16 protein-coding genes are annotated in these 16,847 nt (G+C 65.4%); 10 read left to right on the top strand and 6 right to left on the bottom strand.

Translation table 11 applies throughout. The features are described 5' to 3' along the window. Positions 1 to 140: 140 nt before the first annotated feature. Positions 141 to 920 carry a FadR/GntR family transcriptional regulator gene (locus J2X98_RS19410; protein WP_307311493.1) on the bottom strand — a complete coding sequence of 260 codons (780 nt, stop codon included), beginning with the start codon at positions 918 to 920 and terminating at the stop codon, positions 141 to 143. 184 nt (positions 921 to 1,104) lie between these two features. On the opposite strand from J2X98_RS19410, the gene J2X98_RS19405 reads away from it, so the two are divergent. The 8 genes from J2X98_RS19405 (at position 1,105) to J2X98_RS19370 (ending at position 8,486) form a co-directional block, all read left to right on the top strand. Beyond that, the gene (locus tag J2X98_RS19405) at positions 1,105 to 2,490 is read left to right on the top strand and encodes an L-fuconate dehydratase (protein ID WP_141943310.1); all 1,386 of its coding nucleotides are present in this window, start codon (positions 1,105 to 1,107) and stop codon (positions 2,488 to 2,490) included. After that, positions 2,487 to 2,915: an RbsD/FucU family protein gene (locus tag J2X98_RS19400; protein WP_141943312.1), complete on the top strand. Its 429-nt coding sequence runs from the start codon at positions 2,487 to 2,489 to the stop codon at positions 2,913 to 2,915. The genes J2X98_RS19405 and J2X98_RS19400 overlap by 4 nt, the downstream gene beginning before the upstream one ends. Continuing rightward, entirely contained in the window at positions 2,915 to 3,808 is an 894-nt protein-coding gene (locus J2X98_RS19395) for an amidohydrolase family protein (RefSeq protein WP_307311488.1), read from the top strand. The genes J2X98_RS19400 and J2X98_RS19395 overlap by 1 nt, the downstream gene beginning before the upstream one ends. A gap of 2 nt (positions 3,809 to 3,810) precedes the next feature. Further along, positions 3,811 to 4,782, top strand: coding sequence for an aldo/keto reductase (locus tag J2X98_RS19390; protein ID WP_307311484.1), 972 nt, complete (start codon positions 3,811 to 3,813; stop codon positions 4,780 to 4,782). Positions 4,783 to 4,818: 36 nt separating this feature from the next. After that, the gene (locus J2X98_RS19385) at positions 4,819 to 5,664 is read left to right on the top strand and encodes a fumarylacetoacetate hydrolase family protein (protein ID WP_307311481.1); all 846 of its coding nucleotides are present in this window, start codon (positions 4,819 to 4,821) and stop codon (positions 5,662 to 5,664) included. Between the two features lie 26 nt (positions 5,665 to 5,690). Further along, entirely contained in the window at positions 5,691 to 6,449 is a 759-nt protein-coding gene (locus tag J2X98_RS19380) for an SDR family NAD(P)-dependent oxidoreductase (RefSeq protein WP_307311478.1), read from the top strand. A gap of 57 nt (positions 6,450 to 6,506) precedes the next feature. Continuing rightward, on the top strand, positions 6,507 to 7,802 hold the full coding sequence (locus J2X98_RS19375; protein ID WP_307311474.1) for a hemolysin family protein: 1,296 nt from the start codon (positions 6,507 to 6,509) through the stop codon (positions 7,800 to 7,802). A gap of 243 nt (positions 7,803 to 8,045) precedes the next feature. Beyond that, the gene (locus J2X98_RS19370; RefSeq protein WP_307311471.1) at positions 8,046 to 8,486 is read left to right on the top strand and encodes a hypothetical protein; all 441 of its coding nucleotides are present in this window, start codon (positions 8,046 to 8,048) and stop codon (positions 8,484 to 8,486) included. A 16-nt stretch (positions 8,487 to 8,502) separates the two neighbouring features. Here the strand turns inward: J2X98_RS19370 and J2X98_RS19365 are convergent, their stop codons facing one another. From J2X98_RS19365 to fdhA, 5 genes are all read right to left on the bottom strand, one after another. After that, positions 8,503 to 9,246 carry a dienelactone hydrolase family protein gene (locus J2X98_RS19365; protein ID WP_307311469.1) on the bottom strand — a complete coding sequence of 248 codons (744 nt, stop codon included), beginning with the start codon at positions 9,244 to 9,246 and terminating at the stop codon, positions 8,503 to 8,505. A gap of 66 nt (positions 9,247 to 9,312) precedes the next feature. Next, positions 9,313 to 10,674, bottom strand: coding sequence for an MFS transporter (locus J2X98_RS19360; protein WP_141943325.1), 1,362 nt, complete (start codon positions 10,672 to 10,674; stop codon positions 9,313 to 9,315). A 67-nt stretch (positions 10,675 to 10,741) separates the two neighbouring features. Beyond that, complete coding sequence (locus J2X98_RS19355) at positions 10,742 to 11,683, bottom strand: serine hydrolase (RefSeq protein WP_307311463.1); 942 nt, start codon at positions 11,681 to 11,683, stop codon at positions 10,742 to 10,744. A gap of 311 nt (positions 11,684 to 11,994) precedes the next feature. Continuing rightward, a complete protein-coding gene (locus J2X98_RS19350; RefSeq protein WP_307311461.1) occupies positions 11,995 to 12,348 on the bottom strand; it encodes a GNAT family N-acetyltransferase in 354 nt (117 codons plus the stop codon). A 112-nt stretch (positions 12,349 to 12,460) separates the two neighbouring features. Further along, positions 12,461 to 13,672, bottom strand: coding sequence for a formaldehyde dehydrogenase, glutathione-independent (fdhA, locus tag J2X98_RS19345; protein ID WP_141943331.1), 1,212 nt, complete (start codon positions 13,670 to 13,672; stop codon positions 12,461 to 12,463). Positions 13,673 to 13,989: 317 nt separating this feature from the next. Between fdhA and J2X98_RS19340 the strand changes: the two genes are divergently transcribed. Together J2X98_RS19340 and J2X98_RS19335 are read left to right on the top strand one after the other, a co-directional pair. After that, the gene (locus J2X98_RS19340) at positions 13,990 to 14,964 is read left to right on the top strand and encodes an aldo/keto reductase (protein WP_307311459.1); all 975 of its coding nucleotides are present in this window, start codon (positions 13,990 to 13,992) and stop codon (positions 14,962 to 14,964) included. Between the two features lie 115 nt (positions 14,965 to 15,079). Further along, the gene (locus J2X98_RS19335) at positions 15,080 to 16,822 is read left to right on the top strand and encodes a RecQ family ATP-dependent DNA helicase (RefSeq protein WP_307311457.1); all 1,743 of its coding nucleotides are present in this window, start codon (positions 15,080 to 15,082) and stop codon (positions 16,820 to 16,822) included. Positions 16,823 to 16,847: the final 25 nt, after the last annotated feature.

The following is a 16,847-nucleotide window of genomic DNA, read 5'->3' as shown; positions in this document are numbered from 1 at the left end:
AACCCCCGTTCCAACAGAATGACCCCGGTCATCTCAGTAAGTCAAGGAATCATCTGATCTTTGTTGGATAATTTGATCCAAAGTGACAGAGAAGCCAGCCTTTCAGGGTATTTTTGAGAACAAGATCAGACGAATGATGTCTAAGGCATGCTTTCCTGGTCACCGGGGACCGCGTCCGCATCCCCCACCTGCCCCTCCAGGTCCGGTTCGGGGATGGCCATTACATAGTCCTCCACGGCGTACAGGTGGTTTGCCATCCGCGTCCGGGCGCGGTCCACATCATGCCGGCGCAGCGCTTCCAGGATGCCGAGGTGTTCGCGGTGCGTGGCCAGCAGGCCCTCGTTGTCATGGATCGAGCGCCACATCCGTCCCCGGATTGTGTTGGTGGACACGGTCTCGATCAACGCGGACAGCACGTGGTTGGCGGACGCCTCGGCGATCAACCGGTGGAACTCCACGTCGCACTGCATCGCCGCGTCATGCTGGACGGGTGCCGCGTGGATCGCGGAGTGGGCGCGCTCCAGGATGCGTTCCGCCTGATCCAGCTGGTCCTTCCCGATGCAGATGGCCGCGGCGGCAGCCGCCTCGGTCTCCAACGCCCTGCGGACGGTATGTACCTGGTTTGCCCGCTCACCGTCCTGAAGTCCCACCCAGAATTCCATCGCAGACAGGAGTGCCGATGGTTCCAGGCGGGTTACGAAGGTTCCGGCACCTTGCCTGGTTTCCAGGATGCCCATCGTAGAGAGTGCACGCACACCCTCCCGGAGTGAGCCGCGCGATACCTGCAGCTCTGCCGCCAGGTCCTTCTCGATTGGCAGCCGGTCCCCCGGCCGGAGCCGGCGGGAGGACAACATCCGCTTCACGCCCGTGATCACCACATCGGTCTGGGACATCGAACCATTGGGTGCGCCGCTCGTCATCGCTACCGCCCTTCGTTGTGTTTCGTCAGCAGGTTTCCGCTACAGAAATCCACTTTCATCTGATCTATTGCTTGGAAAATCCAGCCTGCTCTTATATTCTCATCAAATACTTCCAAATACATCAGATGATGCTCGCACCGTTGCTGGAGCGTCCTCTTCTTAGCCTGAATCTGGAGGGCTCACCATGCCACACATCACCGGTTTTGACGTGTTTGACGTGCGGTTTCCCACCTCGTTGTCCGCGGACGGCTCGGATGCAATGAACAAGGACGGGGACTATTCTGCCGCCTACATAGTGTTGAGGACGGACGACCCTGCCGTTTACGGCTGCGGGTTCACCTTCACCATCGGCCGCGGCAATGAGGTGTGCGCGGCGGCAATTGAGTTGCGGGCGCGCCCCCTGTTGGGACAGGACGCCGACCGTATCTGCCGGAACCTCGGGGAGACGTACCGGGAAATGAAGCTCGACACCCAGCTGCGCTGGCTCGGGCCGGACAAGGGGGTGGAGCACCTCGCCCTCGGTGCCGTGATGAACGCAGTGTGGGACCTCGCAGCGCGGAGCGCGGGCAAGCCCTTGTGGCGGCTCCTGGTGGACATGAGCCCGGAGCAAATTGTCGACGCTGCCGACCTGACCTATCTCTCGGATGCCCTGACGCGGGACGAGGCGCTGGGCTTGTTGGCACGCCTTGCGCCGGGCCGGGAAGAACGCATCCGGCAGCTGACACAAACCGGTTACCCGTGCTACACCACATCCGCGGGCTGGCTGGGGTACTCCGACGAGAAACTCCGCCGGCTTTGCCAGGAGGCGGTGGACCAGGGATACCGCCACATCAAGCTGAAAGTGGGCGCGTCCCTGGAGGACGACATCCGCCGCCTCGGCATCGCACGTGATGTCATCGGCCCTGACGGCAACCTCATGATCGACGCGAACCAGGTATGGGATGTCCCGCAGGCCATCGACTGGGTCAAGCAGCTTTCCGAGTTCAATCCGCTGTGGATCGAGGAACCCACCAGCCCTGACGATATCCTCGGCCACGCTGAAATCCGGCGGGCGGTCCAGCCCATCGGAGTCGCCACCGGCGAGCACGGCATGAACCGGGTCCTCTTCAAGCAACTTTTCCAGGCGGGAGCCATCGACTACTGCCAGTTGGATGCCTGCCGGCTCGCCAGCGTCAACGAAGTACTGGCCGTTCAGCTGATGGCCGCGAAATTCGGTATCCCGGTTTGTCCCCATGCGGGCGGGGTGGGGCTGTGCGAGCTGGTCCAGCACCTTTCCATCTTCGACTTCATCGCCGTCTCGGGCGACCTGGCCGGACGCGTCACAGAGTTCGTTGATCACCTGCACGAACACTTCGTGGACCCCTGCATCGTTAGGGACGGCGCCTATGCCATGCCGGCAAATCCGGGATACTCAGCCGAGCTCAAGGAGCAGACGCTGCAGGAATACGCCTTTCCCTACGGCAGCTACTGGGCAGGAACCGGCTCCGGCAGGGCAGAACAGGCATGGCGGGCCAGTAACCCGCCCGGCCGCGTTGCCTTCGCCAGCGCACGGCTGGAGGCCCAGGCATGATCAACTACACCCTCACCCACCCGGGGCTCCTGGCAGCCCTCGCCGAGTCCGGCCACGGCTCAAAAATCCTCATCGCCGACGCCAACTACCCGCACAATACCGGGGCACCTGCCTCCGCGCGGCGCATCGCGCTGAACCTCCGGCCCGGGCTGTTGACCATCGACCAAATCCTTGAAGTACTGGTGGATGCCGTCCCCCTTGAGGCAGCAGCGGTGATGACACCCCCGGACGGCAACTGGACGGAGGCCGTCAAAGGCTACGAACGCACCCTTGGCACGAACGTTTCCATCGAATCCCATCAGCGCTTTGAGTTTTATGATGCCGCGCGATCAGCCGATGTCGCCGTCGTCATTGCCAGTGGCGATACGCGGCACTATGCGAACCTCCTGCTGACCATCGGGGTCCGGCCCGACGGCACGTCGTGATGGGAACGCCTTCATTGCGGGTGGTTGATTCGCACGTCCACATCTGGGATCCCGCGGCGCTCGACTACACCTGGCTTGCGGATGCACCTACCCTGAACAAGCCGTTCCTGCCGGAACACCTCCCACACAGCGGGGCAAACACCCGCGGGGCCGTTTTTGTCCAGGCTGACTGCCGTGATGACCAGGCCCTGAAGGAAGTGGACTGGGTGTCCAGTCTCCACGCAGTCTGGCCGCAGCTGGCGGGGATTGTGGCTTTCGCCCCCATCAGCCACGGTGACACTGTAGCGGAGGACCTGGACCAGCTGCTGGAACGCCCCCTGGTACGGGGCATCAGGCAGCTGTTCCAGGACCGGGACGAATCATTCATGCTGGACCGGACAACACTGGCGGGTGCACGGCAGGTTGCCCGGGCAGGCCTGGTTTTCGACGCGTGCATCCGCTCCCGGCAGCTGCCGGCCCTGGCGGAATTCGCGGACGGCGTTCCAGACCTGCCCATCGTGCTGGACCATATGGGCAAGCCGCCTATAGCCAGTGGGGACCTCACAGTGTGGCGCACCGGGATGCGGGAACTGGCGAGGCGCCCCAACGTCGTCGTCAAACTTTCAGGGGCCGGCGCTGAGGCGGACCCGAACCGGCCCCTGGCGCCGCAGGCGCTGCCCGTCATCCAGGAAACCCTTCAGCTTTTTGGGGCGGCACGCTGCATGGTCGGCAGCGATTTCCCCGTCTCCCTGACAAGCCCGGCCGACTACCAGGCCTGGATCACTCTGGTGGAACGGTCGCTGGCGGGGGCGTCCGACGGAGAGCGCGCGGGCGTTGCACACGGAACGGCCACCCGGGTCTACCAACTCGCGGAAGACCCGGAACAAACAGCCACGAACCAGGAACAGGACTGACAATGCAAGCAGAAACCCGCACCATCCCTGGCACGGGCGTGCAGCTTCCGGTGCTCGGCTTCGGCGGAGCGCCCATCGGTAACCTTTACCGGCAGGTTCCGGAGCAGGAAGCGCTCGACGCCGTCACTGCGGCCTGGGAGGGCGGCGTCCGGTACTTCGATACCGCGCCGCACTACGGGCTGGGCCTGTCGGAACGCCGCCTGGGCGCCGCGCTGGCCGGGCAGGACCGCGGCAGTTACCTCCTCAGCACCAAAGTTGGACGGCTCCTGCGGCCCAACCCGTCACCGCAGGGCAAGGACACCGAGGGCTTCGACGTCCCGGATGACCTCCACCGGGTCCGTGACTACTCCCGCGACGGAGTGTTGCGCTCCATCGAGGAAAGCCTGGAGCGGCTGGGCACCGACCGGATCGACATCGTCTACATCCATGACCCCGACGACTACTGGACCGAGGCTGTTGAAGGCGCCGCCCCCACACTGTCAGCGTTGCGCGACGAAGGCGTGATCGGAGCCTGGGGCGCGGGCATGAACCAGTCCGAAATGCTCCACCGGTTCGTCACCGAAACAGACATTGACGTGGTCATGCTCGCGGGGAGGTACACACTCCTGGAGCAGGGCGCGGCGCAACACCTGCTCCCCGCGTGCGTGGAACGCGGCGTCGGCGTGGTCAACGTGGGGGTCTTCAACTCCGGGCTCCTGTCCAAGGAACGGCCGGCAGGCAACGCCACCTACAATTACGCACCGGCGCCGCAGGAACTGCTGGCCAAAGCCAACCTGCTGGCGGACATCTGCGAGTCGCACGGAACCACGCTTCCGGCTGCCGCCCTCCACTACCCGTACCAGCACCAGGCCGTGACGAGCGTGGTCCTGGGCATGCGGACGCCGGCCCAGGTGAAGCAAAACCTGGACCTGGCCTCGCAGTCCGTCCCTGACCAGCTGTGGGCTGACCTCCGGGACCGCGGTCTGATCAGCTGACCCCACGCACCCCTCAACTAAGAAAAGAAGAAACGAATGCAATTTGCACGCATGGGTGCTCTGGGCAAGGAAGTCCCCGCCCTGCTGCACGACAAGAAGTACTACTCCCTGGAACAGATAGCGAAGGACATCGACGCGGACTTTTGGGAATCCGACGGGCCTGGACGGGCGGCAGCAGCACTCGCCGCCGGGGAACTGGCCGAACTGCCGTCCGAGGGGATCCGGATCGGCGCTCCGATCGCCAGGCCGTCCTCCGTCATCTGCGTTGGGATGAACTATGCAGCCCACGCCGCCGAATCAGGTTCTGCTCCCCCTTCCGTGCCCATCATCTTCCATAAGGCGCCCAATACGGTAGGCGGCCCGTTCGATCCCGTAGCCATTCCGCGCGGTTCCACCAAGACCGACTGGGAAGTGGAACTGGGCGTGGTCATCGGCCGGCGTGCCTCCTACCTGGAGTCCCCCGCGCAGGCCCGGGACTACATCGCCGGCTTCGTTACCGTCAACGACCTCTCCGAACGCAATTTCCAGCTCGAAGTGTCTGGCGGCCAGTGGTCCAAGGGCAAGAGCTGCGCCGGCTTTTGCCCCACGGGCCCGTACCTCGCCACCCCCGACGAGGTGGATGCCGGGAACTTGCGGCTGCGCAGCTGGGTCAACGGCGAAACCCGCCAAGATTCCTCCACCCGCGACCTGATCTTCGGCGTGGAGCAGATCATCTACGACCTCAGCCAGTTCCTGGTCCTGGAACCGGGGGACCTGGTCTGCACCGGCACCCCTGAAGGAGTGGCCCTGTCAGGACGGTTCCCCTACCTGAAGGACGGCGACGTGGTGGAAATTGAAGTGGAAGGACTGGGCCGGCAACGGCAGGAATTCGTCCAGGGCTAAGCCCGAACAAGCGGAAGGAACAAACAATGGAGTTTGCCGGAATCAAGGCAATCGTTACGGGTGGGGCCTCGGGGATTGGGGCCGCGACAGCGGCACTGCTCCAGGACCGCGGGGCTGACGTCGCCGTCCTGGACCTCAACCCCGACCAGGCGCCGGCGGGAGTAAAAGCCGTCCACTGCGACGTCTCCGACGACGCTTCCGTTCGCCAGGCCATCGATGAGGCTGCACAGCAACTGGGCGGAATCGACGTCGTGGTCAACAACGCCGGTGTAGGTGCCCAGGGCACCATCGAGGCAAATGACGACGACGAGTGGCACCGGGTGTTCGACATCAACGTGCTGGGAATGGTTCGGGTCTCAAGGGCTGCCCTGCCCTACCTGCGCCGCTCGAGCCACGCAGCAATAGTCAACACGTGCTCGGTGGCGGCCACCGCCGGACTGCCCCAGCGCGCACTGTACAGCGCAACCAAGGGTGCGGTGTTGTCGCTCACCCTGGCCATGGCAGCCGACCACCTGCAGGAAGGCATCAGGGTCAACTGCGTGAATCCAGGGACTGCCGACACTCCCTGGATCAGCCGGCTCCTCGCCACCGCACCGGATCCAGCGGCCGAGCGGGCGGCGCTGGAGGCACGCCAGCCGCACGGCCGGCTTGTCTCGCCGGAAGAAGTTGCGGCAGCGGTGGTTTACCTTGCCAGTCCGCTCTCCGGGTCAACCACCGGGGTGGACCTGGCAGTGGACGGCGGGATGCAGGCTCTTCGGCTCCGCCCCCGGACTGCCGCCTCCTGACGCTTCCTAAGGCGGGCGGCAGGGGCCAATCGATCCGCAGGTCGGTAGTGTTTTGTCATGGACAGCGGCACCTTGGTCAATATTGCGTTGGTTCTCGGTTTCGTGCTGCTGGGCGGGGTGTTCGCGGGGGCGGAGATGGCCCTGGTCTCCCTGCGGGAAAGCCAGGTCCGCCGCATCGAGAGGTCGGGCGAGACCGGCGCCCGCACTGCCGCCCTGGCGCGGAACCCCAACCGGTTCCTCTCCACGGTCCAGATCGGAGTGACCCTGTCCGGGTTCTTCTCGGCGGCCTATGGCGCCTCGGCGATCGCGCCCGACGTCGTGCCCTTCCTGGAAAGCATTGGGCTGGGTGCTGCCGCCGCGCCCGTGGCCTTCATTGGCATGACCCTGCTGGTGGCGTACCTGTCCCTGGTTCTGGGCGAACTGGCGCCCAAGAGGCTGGCGCTGCAGCGGCCGGTCGCCTTCACCCGGCTCCTGGCTCCGCCGCTGATCGCCCTTTCACGGGCCATGCGGCCGGTCATCTGGCTGCTGTCAGTGTCAACGGACGCCGTAGTGAGGCTCCTGGGCGGTGATCCGCGCGCCAAACGGGAGGGCATCAGCTCGGAGGAGCTCTGGGACATGGTGGCAGAGAACGAGTTGCTCGAAGAGAGCAGCCGGCACATCCTGGCTGATGTGTTCGGCGCCGGGGACCGGACTTTGCAGGAAGTGATGCGCCCACGCACGGAGGTGACGTTCATCGACAGTGCCATGACCATCGCCGACGCCCGGAGGATGGTCAGGGACGGTCCGTATTCGCGGTTCCCCGTGATTGGGAGGAGCCCGGACGATGTCCTGGGCTTCGTGCATATCCGCGACCTGATGCCCCGCGACGAGCTGCAGGACCAGCAGCCTGTGGGGAGCATCGCCCGGGACATCATGCCGCTGCCTGGAACCAACCGGGTGCTGCCGTCGCTGTCCCGGATGCGCAAGGCCAACCAGCACATCGCCCTGGTGGTGGACGAGTACGGGGGCACGGACGGCGTGGTCACACTCGAGGACCTGGTGGAGGAACTGGTGGGCGAGATCTACGACGAGTACGACACCGGAGCCGAGCACGAGGACCGCGTCACCACGGCCAACGGAAGCATCGTGGTCGACGGCGGCCTGATCCTGCAGGAGTTCAGGGCAGCCTCCGGAATCGCCCTGCCGGAGGGCCATTACGAAACTGTGGCGGGCTTCATGATGGACCGGTTGGGGCGGCTCCCTTCTGCCGGAGACAAGGTCCAGGTTCCCGGCTACCTCCTGACGGTCCTCAGCATGGACAGGCTGCGGATCGCCCGCATCCGGGTCACTCCTGTTGGCGGGGAACCCGGCTGAGGGCTGGCAAGTACGACGGCGGGACGCGCCTTCCGCCGAAAGGCTCCGTTTACGAAACGCGTCGCCGTTTTGATTCCTCCTCCGTCCTCCCGTCAGGGACCTATGGCCCTAGAGGCAGCACCCCCCAGCGGCCACAGTTAAGGGGCGGCTGGCCGAAGGGGCCAGGAGGGGCTGGGGGCTGTTTCCGCTGCACGAATCGGGGCACAGGGCACGTGCTCCCTTACCCCGGCAGGACACATCGCTATGTTCATCAAACGCACGGCCCTCATCGGCGCAGCCTTGGCCCTTGGCGCTGCAGCCTTCGCGGCCCCCGCCCAGGCCGCCAGCAGCAACGGCGCAGACGTCACCAAGTTCAACGACTGCCAGAGCGGGGACTTGTACAGCTCCTGCCGCACGGGCATGGCTGTCAGCCACCAGGTTTCGACCCCCAGCGGTATCCAGTCCAACTCGAGCTCGAGCAACTACACAGACACATTGACCACGACGAACGGCGGAACTCTCCTAAACACCATTCACACCCAAACGCACTCCCACATCCTGGTCCGCGACGGGCAGGTTGTGGAGTCGGGCCAGCACTACCGGGAGCAGACCACGGACGGCACCCGGCAGTGCTGGGAACGGGAGGACTCCCACCGGACCGGGACCAAAGTCCAGTACGACCGTGAGGCGCACTACTGTCCGTGAGTGGGGGCCGCCGCTCCTAGGCCGCGAGGCTCCGTTCCAGGAATGCGAGCGTCCGGGTCCAGGAATCGGCGGCGGCGTCCGCGTTGTAGGTGTACTTGTTGGTGTCGTTGAAGAAGGCGTGGCCGGCGCCGGGATACACCACGGCTTCGAAGTCCACCCCGGCTTTGCGCACCTGCGACTTCAGCCCGGGCAGCTCCTCCATGAGCGCCGTGTCCTGCTCGCCGTAGAAGGCCAGCACCGGGCAGCTGATGGCGCGCAGTTCGGAATCCTTGAACTCGGCGTGGCCGTAGAAGGGAACAGCGGCGCGCAGCCGGGGTTCGGCAACGGCCAGGGAGAACGTGTAGGTCCCGCCCAGGCAGAAACCAGTCGCGGCCACCCGGCCCGCCAGCCCGGGCACGCCTTCCAGGTGGTCGAAGCAAGCGTGAAGGGCGGCCACGGCGTGCTTGGCGTACTCAGGGGAACGAATGGGCGCCATATGCTTCCGCAGACGTGGCTGGGCGGTGCTGCGCTGTTCGGGATCGAACGCCGCCACCTGCAACTCACCTGACAGGTCGGCGGTGCCACCGGCTCCGGACAGCAGGTCCGGAGCCACCGCCAGGTAGCCTTCCGCAGCGAAGCGGTCCGCCACATCCCTGGTGTGGCCCACCAGGCCCCACACTTCATGGACCACCACCAGCCCGCCTTTGGGCGTTCCGGCCGGTTCGCTGACGTACGCCTGGACGGAGGTTTTAGCGTTGCCAAGAGTCATCATGTTTCCCATGGGGCCAGCATGGCACGCTCCCCCGGGCCTTCCTAGGGGCCCCGGCCCCCTTCCTGAAAGGTTCGGCTACGCCTTCTGCTGCCGCCAGAAAACCGAAATCCCGAAGGTCACCGCGCAGAGCACCAGCATGGCCAGGACCATCCGCATCCAGCTGTCCTGGTGCACCCCGCCGGAGGCGAACACCCCGATCATCACCGTTGCGGTAATCGCGCCCACGTAGCGGCAGGTCTGGTAAATCCCGGCAGCCACCCCGCGGTCCTGCGGCCGGGTGGAGACGAACATCCCCTGGTTGGACGCGATGCTCACCGTCCCGTACGGGACGCCCATCAGGGCAGTCAGGACCACCACGAAAGGAATGGCCAGCGTCCCGGTCAGCAGCCACATAAGTGCCGCCACCAGGGTCAGGAGGACGACGCCGGCAAGCAGCACATGCCGCACACCGAACCTTCCCATCGCGGAGACCGCCCACGGGGTGGCGATCACGGACATGCCGGCCAGGGGCAGCATCAGCAGCCCCACGACGCCCGGATCGTAGCCGCCGGCTTCCTGCAGCAACTGCGGCAGGCCGAAGAAAACGAAGTAGTAGACACTGCTGAAGACGGCAAAGGCCAGATACACGAGCATCAGCGGCCGGTTCCGGCCCAACAGTCGCAGGTCCAGGAAGGGCTTGGCGAACCGCAGTTCCCGCCAGGCGAACAGCGCGGCAATGACGGTACCCGCGGCCAGCATCAGCCAGCGGTAGTCCGGCGCCACGTTCAGTGCGGCCATCATGACCAGCAGCAGGGCGCCGATGAACGCGGCAATGCCCGGGACGTCGGAATCGCGCACCAGCGCGGCAACGCTGCCGCGCTCCCGGACCTTGTCCGGCGGTGCCGCACTCCGGACAATCAGCAGCGCCGCCACGGCCAGCGGGACGTTGATCAGGAACAGCGACTGCCAGCCCACAAAGCCCACCAGAAGTCCTCCGACGACGGGCCCCACCGCCGCTGCCGACGTATTGGCCATCTGCAGCCGCCCCAGTGGACGCGAAGTATCCACCTTGGCCTGGTGCGCCAGCGCGCCCACCATCACCACTGCGCTGGGATACGCCGTGGCGGTGCCCAGCGCCATGACCGCCCGGGCCACGCAGAGCAGCGCAAAGTTCGGGGCCAGCGGAGCCAGTACGCACGTAACGGCAACCAAACCCATGCCGAGCATGAACATCCGCCGCGGCCCAAACCGGTCAGCAAGCCTTCCCATGACCGGCTGGCCGGCCGCAGAGGCCAGGTAGAAGGACGTGACCACCCAGGTGACGGCGGCGACGTCGAGACCGAAGTCCGCGCGCAGCACCACCAGGGCCACGGCGATCATGGAGGAGTTAAGCGGATTCAATGCCGTGCCCAGGCTGAGGCCGGCGACGGCCAGGGCAGTCCGGGGTTTGTTGCTCACGGTAACAGTCTGTCCTAAGGCCGCCGCTGGAGACGACTTCGCGGCCTGCGGGAGGGTGTGGCGTTAACTACTTGCTGCTGCTGGACAGGCCCACCGGGAACAATGCGTCCTCCACCGCGCGGGTGAGGTCCCGGATGACCTCCGCCTGGCCGTCATCCGCCACGCCGTCCCGGTTCTCCGTATAGATCACCAGCGCGAACGTCGAACCCTGGTAGCTCAGGAGCGCGGCGTCATGCAGTTCCCCGGAAACTTCCCCGTACTTGTGGTGCACGTCCACTCCGGACCTGGAGCCCGCCGGAATGAGGTCCTCGTTGTTGGTGTCCTGCATGTAGCCGAGCAGTTGCGCCGTGTTGTCCTTGTCCAGGAGCTCCCCCGCGTAAAGCTCCTTCAGGATCAGGGCCATGTCGGCCGCAGTCAGGAGATTCTGTTCGGGGTCGTACGTGACTCCGATGGACGCCGCATAGGCGGTCAGCTGGGAGTGGCCCACGGCATCCATCAGGAGCAGCCATGAATCGTTGTTGCTGTCGTTGACCATGGCCTTGAGCTGGAAGGCGGCGTCGTAGTCTCCCATGGGTGCGTCCAGGCTGGCCTGCCCTTCTTCCACCAGGTGGTAGTAGGCGGCAGCAGTCAGGATCTTCGCGGTGCTGGCCGCAGTAAAAGTGTTCTGGTCACCGAATGTTCGCTCGGCGCCGCCGGATACGTCCGCGAGCGCCAGCCCAATCCGGTACTGGTCCGCTTCACTGAGGATATGGTCCACACTGTCCTTCAGGGACGCCGGAGCTGCCGCCACGGGGGCCGCGGGCACGGCCGGCTGCGTGGGCACAACTGCCCCGGACCGCGGTTCGGACCGGACCACCGCCAGGGTGATGGTGCCGGCGATGACGAGTAACACGACAAGGGCCAGGATCAGCAGCCTTCTGTTACCCCGAGCCTTCGCGGAAACCGGCCTGCGTGGCGCCGGCGGCGGGGCGTCGCGGCCTGGCTTGGGCACCACGGGGTGCACGGACATACAAGGGCTCCTGTCCAGCCTCGGCTTGTCAACAAACAATCAGCGCGGCACTGAGCCGCGCTGACAAATGCCGATTAAATCACTGGACATTGGGAGGTTCCTGAAGGCTTGCGGAGTGTCCCGAAGTGGCCTTGACGACAGGCAAATCCGTCCCCGACCCGCAAAGCACATTCCGCGGCCCACATTTCAGCCGCGCCGCGTCATCTGCGCTTCGAGAACAATTTTGCGCGTCGAAAATCCTGCTGCGGACAGCGGACGGGGATGGCATGCCAAGGCGGCCTGCGCCTTCTCAGCAGCAGGCTCGCGTGGAACTAGCCCCGGGTACGCGCCGCGAGTGCCGTGTCCAGGAACTCCAGGTGCAGCGGGGTAACGGCCACCACGTTGGGCAGGTAGTCGGGATGCTTGCCCAGGAACTTTTTGATGAACGGGCAGACCGGAACTATGCGGATGCCCGCCTCCACCGTACTGTCCAGTGCGGCGGTGGCGAGGCGTCCCGCCAAGCCCTGCCCGCCGTATTCCTCATTGATCACAGTGTGGTAGAAAATGCGCTGCGGCGACTCCCCGCCGTCGTACTCCTTGTATGCCGCCTTGCCAATCACGTTGCCGGCGTCGAGGATCTCGAAGCGTTCGCGCTCCGGGTTGTGGCGGACGGTGATGTCGCTCAAGGGGTACTCCTTCGTTTGCGGTGTGCTGCCCGTGCACAGCCTAACCCGGCCCGGTGGGCACTTATTTCCGCAAGCGGTGGTTCCCTGGCGGCGATCCCCGTCCGCCGTCGTGTCAGCTCAAGTAGCCGTTCGGGTTGAGGACGTACTTGGTGGCTGCGCCGGCGTCGAACTCCGCGTAGCCCTTGGGTGCATCCTCGAGCGGTATGGCCTTGGCATTGACGTTCTTGGCGATGCTGACCTTGTCATTCAGGATGGCCATCATCAGCTGCCGGTTGTATTTCATGACGGGGCACTGGCCCGTGGTGAAGCTCAGCGACTTTGCCCATCCGGTGCCCAGGCTAAGGCTGAGCGAACCCTTCTTGGCTGCTTCGTCGATGCCGCCCGGGTCGCCGGTGACGTACAGTCCGGGGATACCCAGGGCACCGCCGGCAGCTGTGATGTCCATCAGGCTGTTCAGCACGGTTGCGGGTGCTTCGTGCGCTCCCTTGCCGTGGCCGCGCGCTTCGAAGCCCACCGCGTCCACAGCGCAGTCCACTTCCGGCACGCCCAGGATCTGCTCGATCTGGTCCTTCGGCTCACCCTGGGTCAGGTCCACGGTTTCGCAGCCGAAGCTGCGCGCCTGGGCCAGCCTGCCTTCGTTCATATCGCCAACAATGACGACGGCGGCACCCAGCAAATGCGCGCTGGTTGCCGCTGCGAGGCCCACAGGACCAGCACCGGCAATGTACACGGTGGAACCAACGCCAACGCCTGCCGTGGTGGCGCCGTGGAATCCCGTGGGGAAGATGTCCGAGAGCATGGCCAGGTCCAGTATCTTCTCCATGGCCCGGTCCTTGTCCGGGAACTTCAGCAGGTTCCAGTCGGCATACGGCACCAGCACGTAGTTGGCCTGGCCGCCCACCCAGCCGCCCATGTCCACGTAACCGTAGGCGCTGCCGGGCCGGTCCGGGTTCACATTCAGGCAAATGCCGGTCTTGCGTTCCTTGCAGTTCCGGCAGCGTCCACAGGCGATGTTGAACGGCACGGAACAGAGATCGCCCACCTTGATGAACTCGACGTCGCGGCCAACTTCCACCACTTCGCCGGTGATCTCGTGGCCCAGCACCAGGTTGGGCGGGGCCGTGGTGCGGCCGCGGACCATGTGCTGGTCCGATCCGCAAATGTTGGTGGCGACTGTTTTGAGGATCACCCCGTGGTTCACCGGGCGTCCCACGTTCGCGGGATTGACCCCGGGCCCGTCCTTGAGCTCGAACGTTGGGTAATCAATGTCGATTACTTCAACCTTGCCGGCTTCCTTATAGGCAACGGCTTTGTTCCCTGTCATCAATTGCTCCTATAGTCAGGCGTCCGGTGGGACGGCCATGATCTGGGTAGGTGAGACATCCCTCGTGTTGGGGAACAGCCCTGGCCCTATGGTGCTTTCCTGATGTTTGGCATGGTCAGGTACCCGTTCCCGGGTGGGGACCCGCCCAGTCTAAGCACGCCCCCCACAGTGGTCTAGGGGTAGGAGGCCCCTGTTTACCGAGGCTTCCCACAGGGTAGGTGCCTACAGTGGCCTACGCCGCACCACCTGGTTTCCGCTGTGATGAACGAACGCCGGCGGACCGGTCCCAGGCAAGTTCCACCTTTGAGGAGAACCGCATGAAGACGCGCACTATTGGACAACTGACGGTTTCTGCCCTGGGCCTTGGCTGCATGGGCATGAGCGAGTTCTATGGCGAGGGCAATGAGCAGGAATCCATCGCCACCATCCACGAATTCCTGGACGCCGGCGGCTCCCTGCTGGACACGGCGGACATGTACGGCCCCTTCACCAACGAAGAGCTGGTGGGCCGCGCCATCGCCGGGCGCCGCGAAGACGTGGTACTGGCCACCAAGTTCGGCAATGAACGCCGCGCGGACGGTTCCTGGGTGGGCATCAATGGCCGTCCGGAGTACGTACGCTCCGCTTGTGACGCCAGCCTGCGGCGCCTGGGCGTGGACCACATCGATCTCTACTACCAGCACCGGGTGGACAAGACCGTCCCCATCGAGGACACGGTGGGCGCCATGGCGGAACTGGTCCAGGCCGGAAAGGTCCGGCACCTGGGCTTGTCCGAAGCTTCCGCCGACACCATCCGGCGGGCCCACGCCGTGCACCCCATCACGGCCCTGCAGACGGAGTATTCGCTGTGGGAGCGGGAGCCTGAGACCAAGGTGTTTCCCGTGCTGGCGGAGCTGGGCATCGGGTTTGTCCCTTACAGCCCGCTGGGCCGCGGCTTCCTCACAGGCCAGATCCGCAGCGTGGATGATTTCGCCGATGACGACTTCCGCAAGCACTCCCCCCGCTTCCAGGGCGGGAACTTCACCCGGAACCTCGAACTTGTGGACCGTGTAAAGGAGCTGGCCGACCGGAAACAGTGCACGCCCGGCCAACTGGCCCTCGCCTGGCTGCTGGCCCAGGGTGAGCACATCGTCCCGATTCCGGGCACCAAGAAGCGTGAACGGCTGCGCGAGAACCTGGGCGCCGTAGACGTCGAGCTCAGCCAGGACGAGCTGCAGTTGCTGGACCAGTTGGCGCCGGCCGGTGCCACCGCCGGTGACCGCTACCCCAACATGTCCACCATCGACACGTAGCCAGGGCTTTCCACACAGGGCCCGGGGTGCACGACGGCGGGGCGGGGCTGGCGTAGGGTGGTTCCTACGGCTGAAGCAAGCGGCCGCGGTTTTCTTCTGTGCGGAGTCCCGTTTCATGTCCGACGAACCTGCCCTCCGGGCCCTTGCTGCCTCGTCCTTCTCCCTGCCCCGCCTTCGGGACGGCCAATTGGCCGGTATGGCCGCCCTTGCCGATGGCCGCGACGTCCTGGCCGTGATGCCCACCGGTTATGGCAAGTCGGCCATCTACCAGGTCGCGGCCCTGCACCTGCACCAGGCACTTGGCCGTCCCGCCGTCGTGGTTTCACCGCTGATCGCTTTGCAGGAGGACCAGCTGGACAGCCTGTCCCAGGACCTGGGGCCGGACACCGCGGTGGCCATCAATTCCTCTCACAGTGACGCCGAAGTGGAGGCCGCGTGGCAGGCCGCCGAGGACGGCAGGGCCGTGTTCGTGTTCCTCGCCCCCGAGCAGCTGGCCAAGCAGTCAACCGTGGACCGGATCAAAGCACTGGACATCTCGCTCTTCGTGGTTGACGAGGCACATTGTGTCTCCTCCTGGGGCCACGACTTCCGTCCGGACTACCTGGGCCTGGGCAATGTGCGGGAGCAGCTGGGAAATCCGCCCGTGGCTGCCCTGACCGCCACCGCCTCTCCGCCGGTGCGGGACGAGATCGTGGAGCGGCTGGCCATGAAGAACCCACTGGTGCTGGTTCACGGCTTCGACCGGCCCAACATCAGCCTGGACGTGGTCCCTCACCATGAGGACAAGGGCAAGCGCAAGGCCGTGCTGGAACAGGTGGCGGCCCTGGCGAGGGACGGGCAGGGGCTCCTTTACGCTGCCACCCGGACAGACACGGAGAAATACGCGGCCAAGCTGGCCAAGGAAGGGCTGCGGGCGGAGGCCTACCACGCCGGCCGGTCAGCCGCAGACCGCGAACGCATCCACGAGCTGTTCCTGGACGACCAGCTGGACGTGGTGGTGGCCACCACGGCCTTTGGCATGGGCATCGACAAGCCGAACGTCCGGTTTGTGGTGCACGCCGACATTCCCGAATCCCTGGACTCCTATTACCAGGAGATCGGCCGGGCAGGCCGGGACGGCAAACCCGCGTCCGCCGTGCTGCACTACCGGTCGGAGGATCTGGGCATCCGCAAATTCTTCGGCACCCACTCCCCTGATCCAGATTCCCTGCTCGCCGTGTTGAAGGCCCTAAAGGCTGCCCATGCGGCCACTCCCAAGTCCTCGCTCGCGGAGCTGACCGGATTCAAGCCGCGCCGCGTCACCGGCCTCGTGAACCAGTTGGAGGAGATCGGCGCGGTGGCCGTCGGCAAGCGCGGCGTCCGGCTGACGTCCAAGGCGAAGCTGCCCACCCTGGTGGGTGACGCCGTCGAACTCGCCGAAGCCCGGCAGCGCGTGGACCAGTCCCGCCTCACCATGATGCGCGCCTACGCAGAGACGGACGGCTGCCGGCGGCAGTTCCTGCTGGGCTACTTCGGTGAGGAACTGCCGGAGCCGTGCGGAAACTGCGATGGGTGCGCCGCTGCTGCCTCCGCTCCCGAAAATGGAGAGCCCACGGGCAGGAAACGGCAGGGCAAGAAGGACCAGCCCAAAGACAAGCGGGGCAGGAAACAGCAGGGTAAGGCGTACGACGGCGGTGGGGCGGGCACCGGGGAAGAGGAGCCGTTCCCGCTTCAGTCAGCCGTGGTCCATAAGGAGTGGGGGCCCGGCCTGGTGATGCGGCACGAGGACGATGTCATCACGGTGCTCTTCGAGCAGGAAGGGTACAAGACGCTGTCCCGGTCAGCTGTCGTGGAGAACAAACTCCTGAAGCCCGCTTAGGTAGGCTGGGGGAACCTCCAACGAA

Origin of the sequence: Pseudarthrobacter enclensis (assembly GCF_030811655.1) — a bacterium.
Taxonomy (GTDB): Bacteria; Actinomycetota; Actinomycetes; order Actinomycetales; family Micrococcaceae; genus Arthrobacter; species Arthrobacter enclensis_A.
The sequence above is the reverse complement of the archived record's forward strand: the minus strand, read 5'-3'. Positions and strand labels throughout refer to the sequence as shown.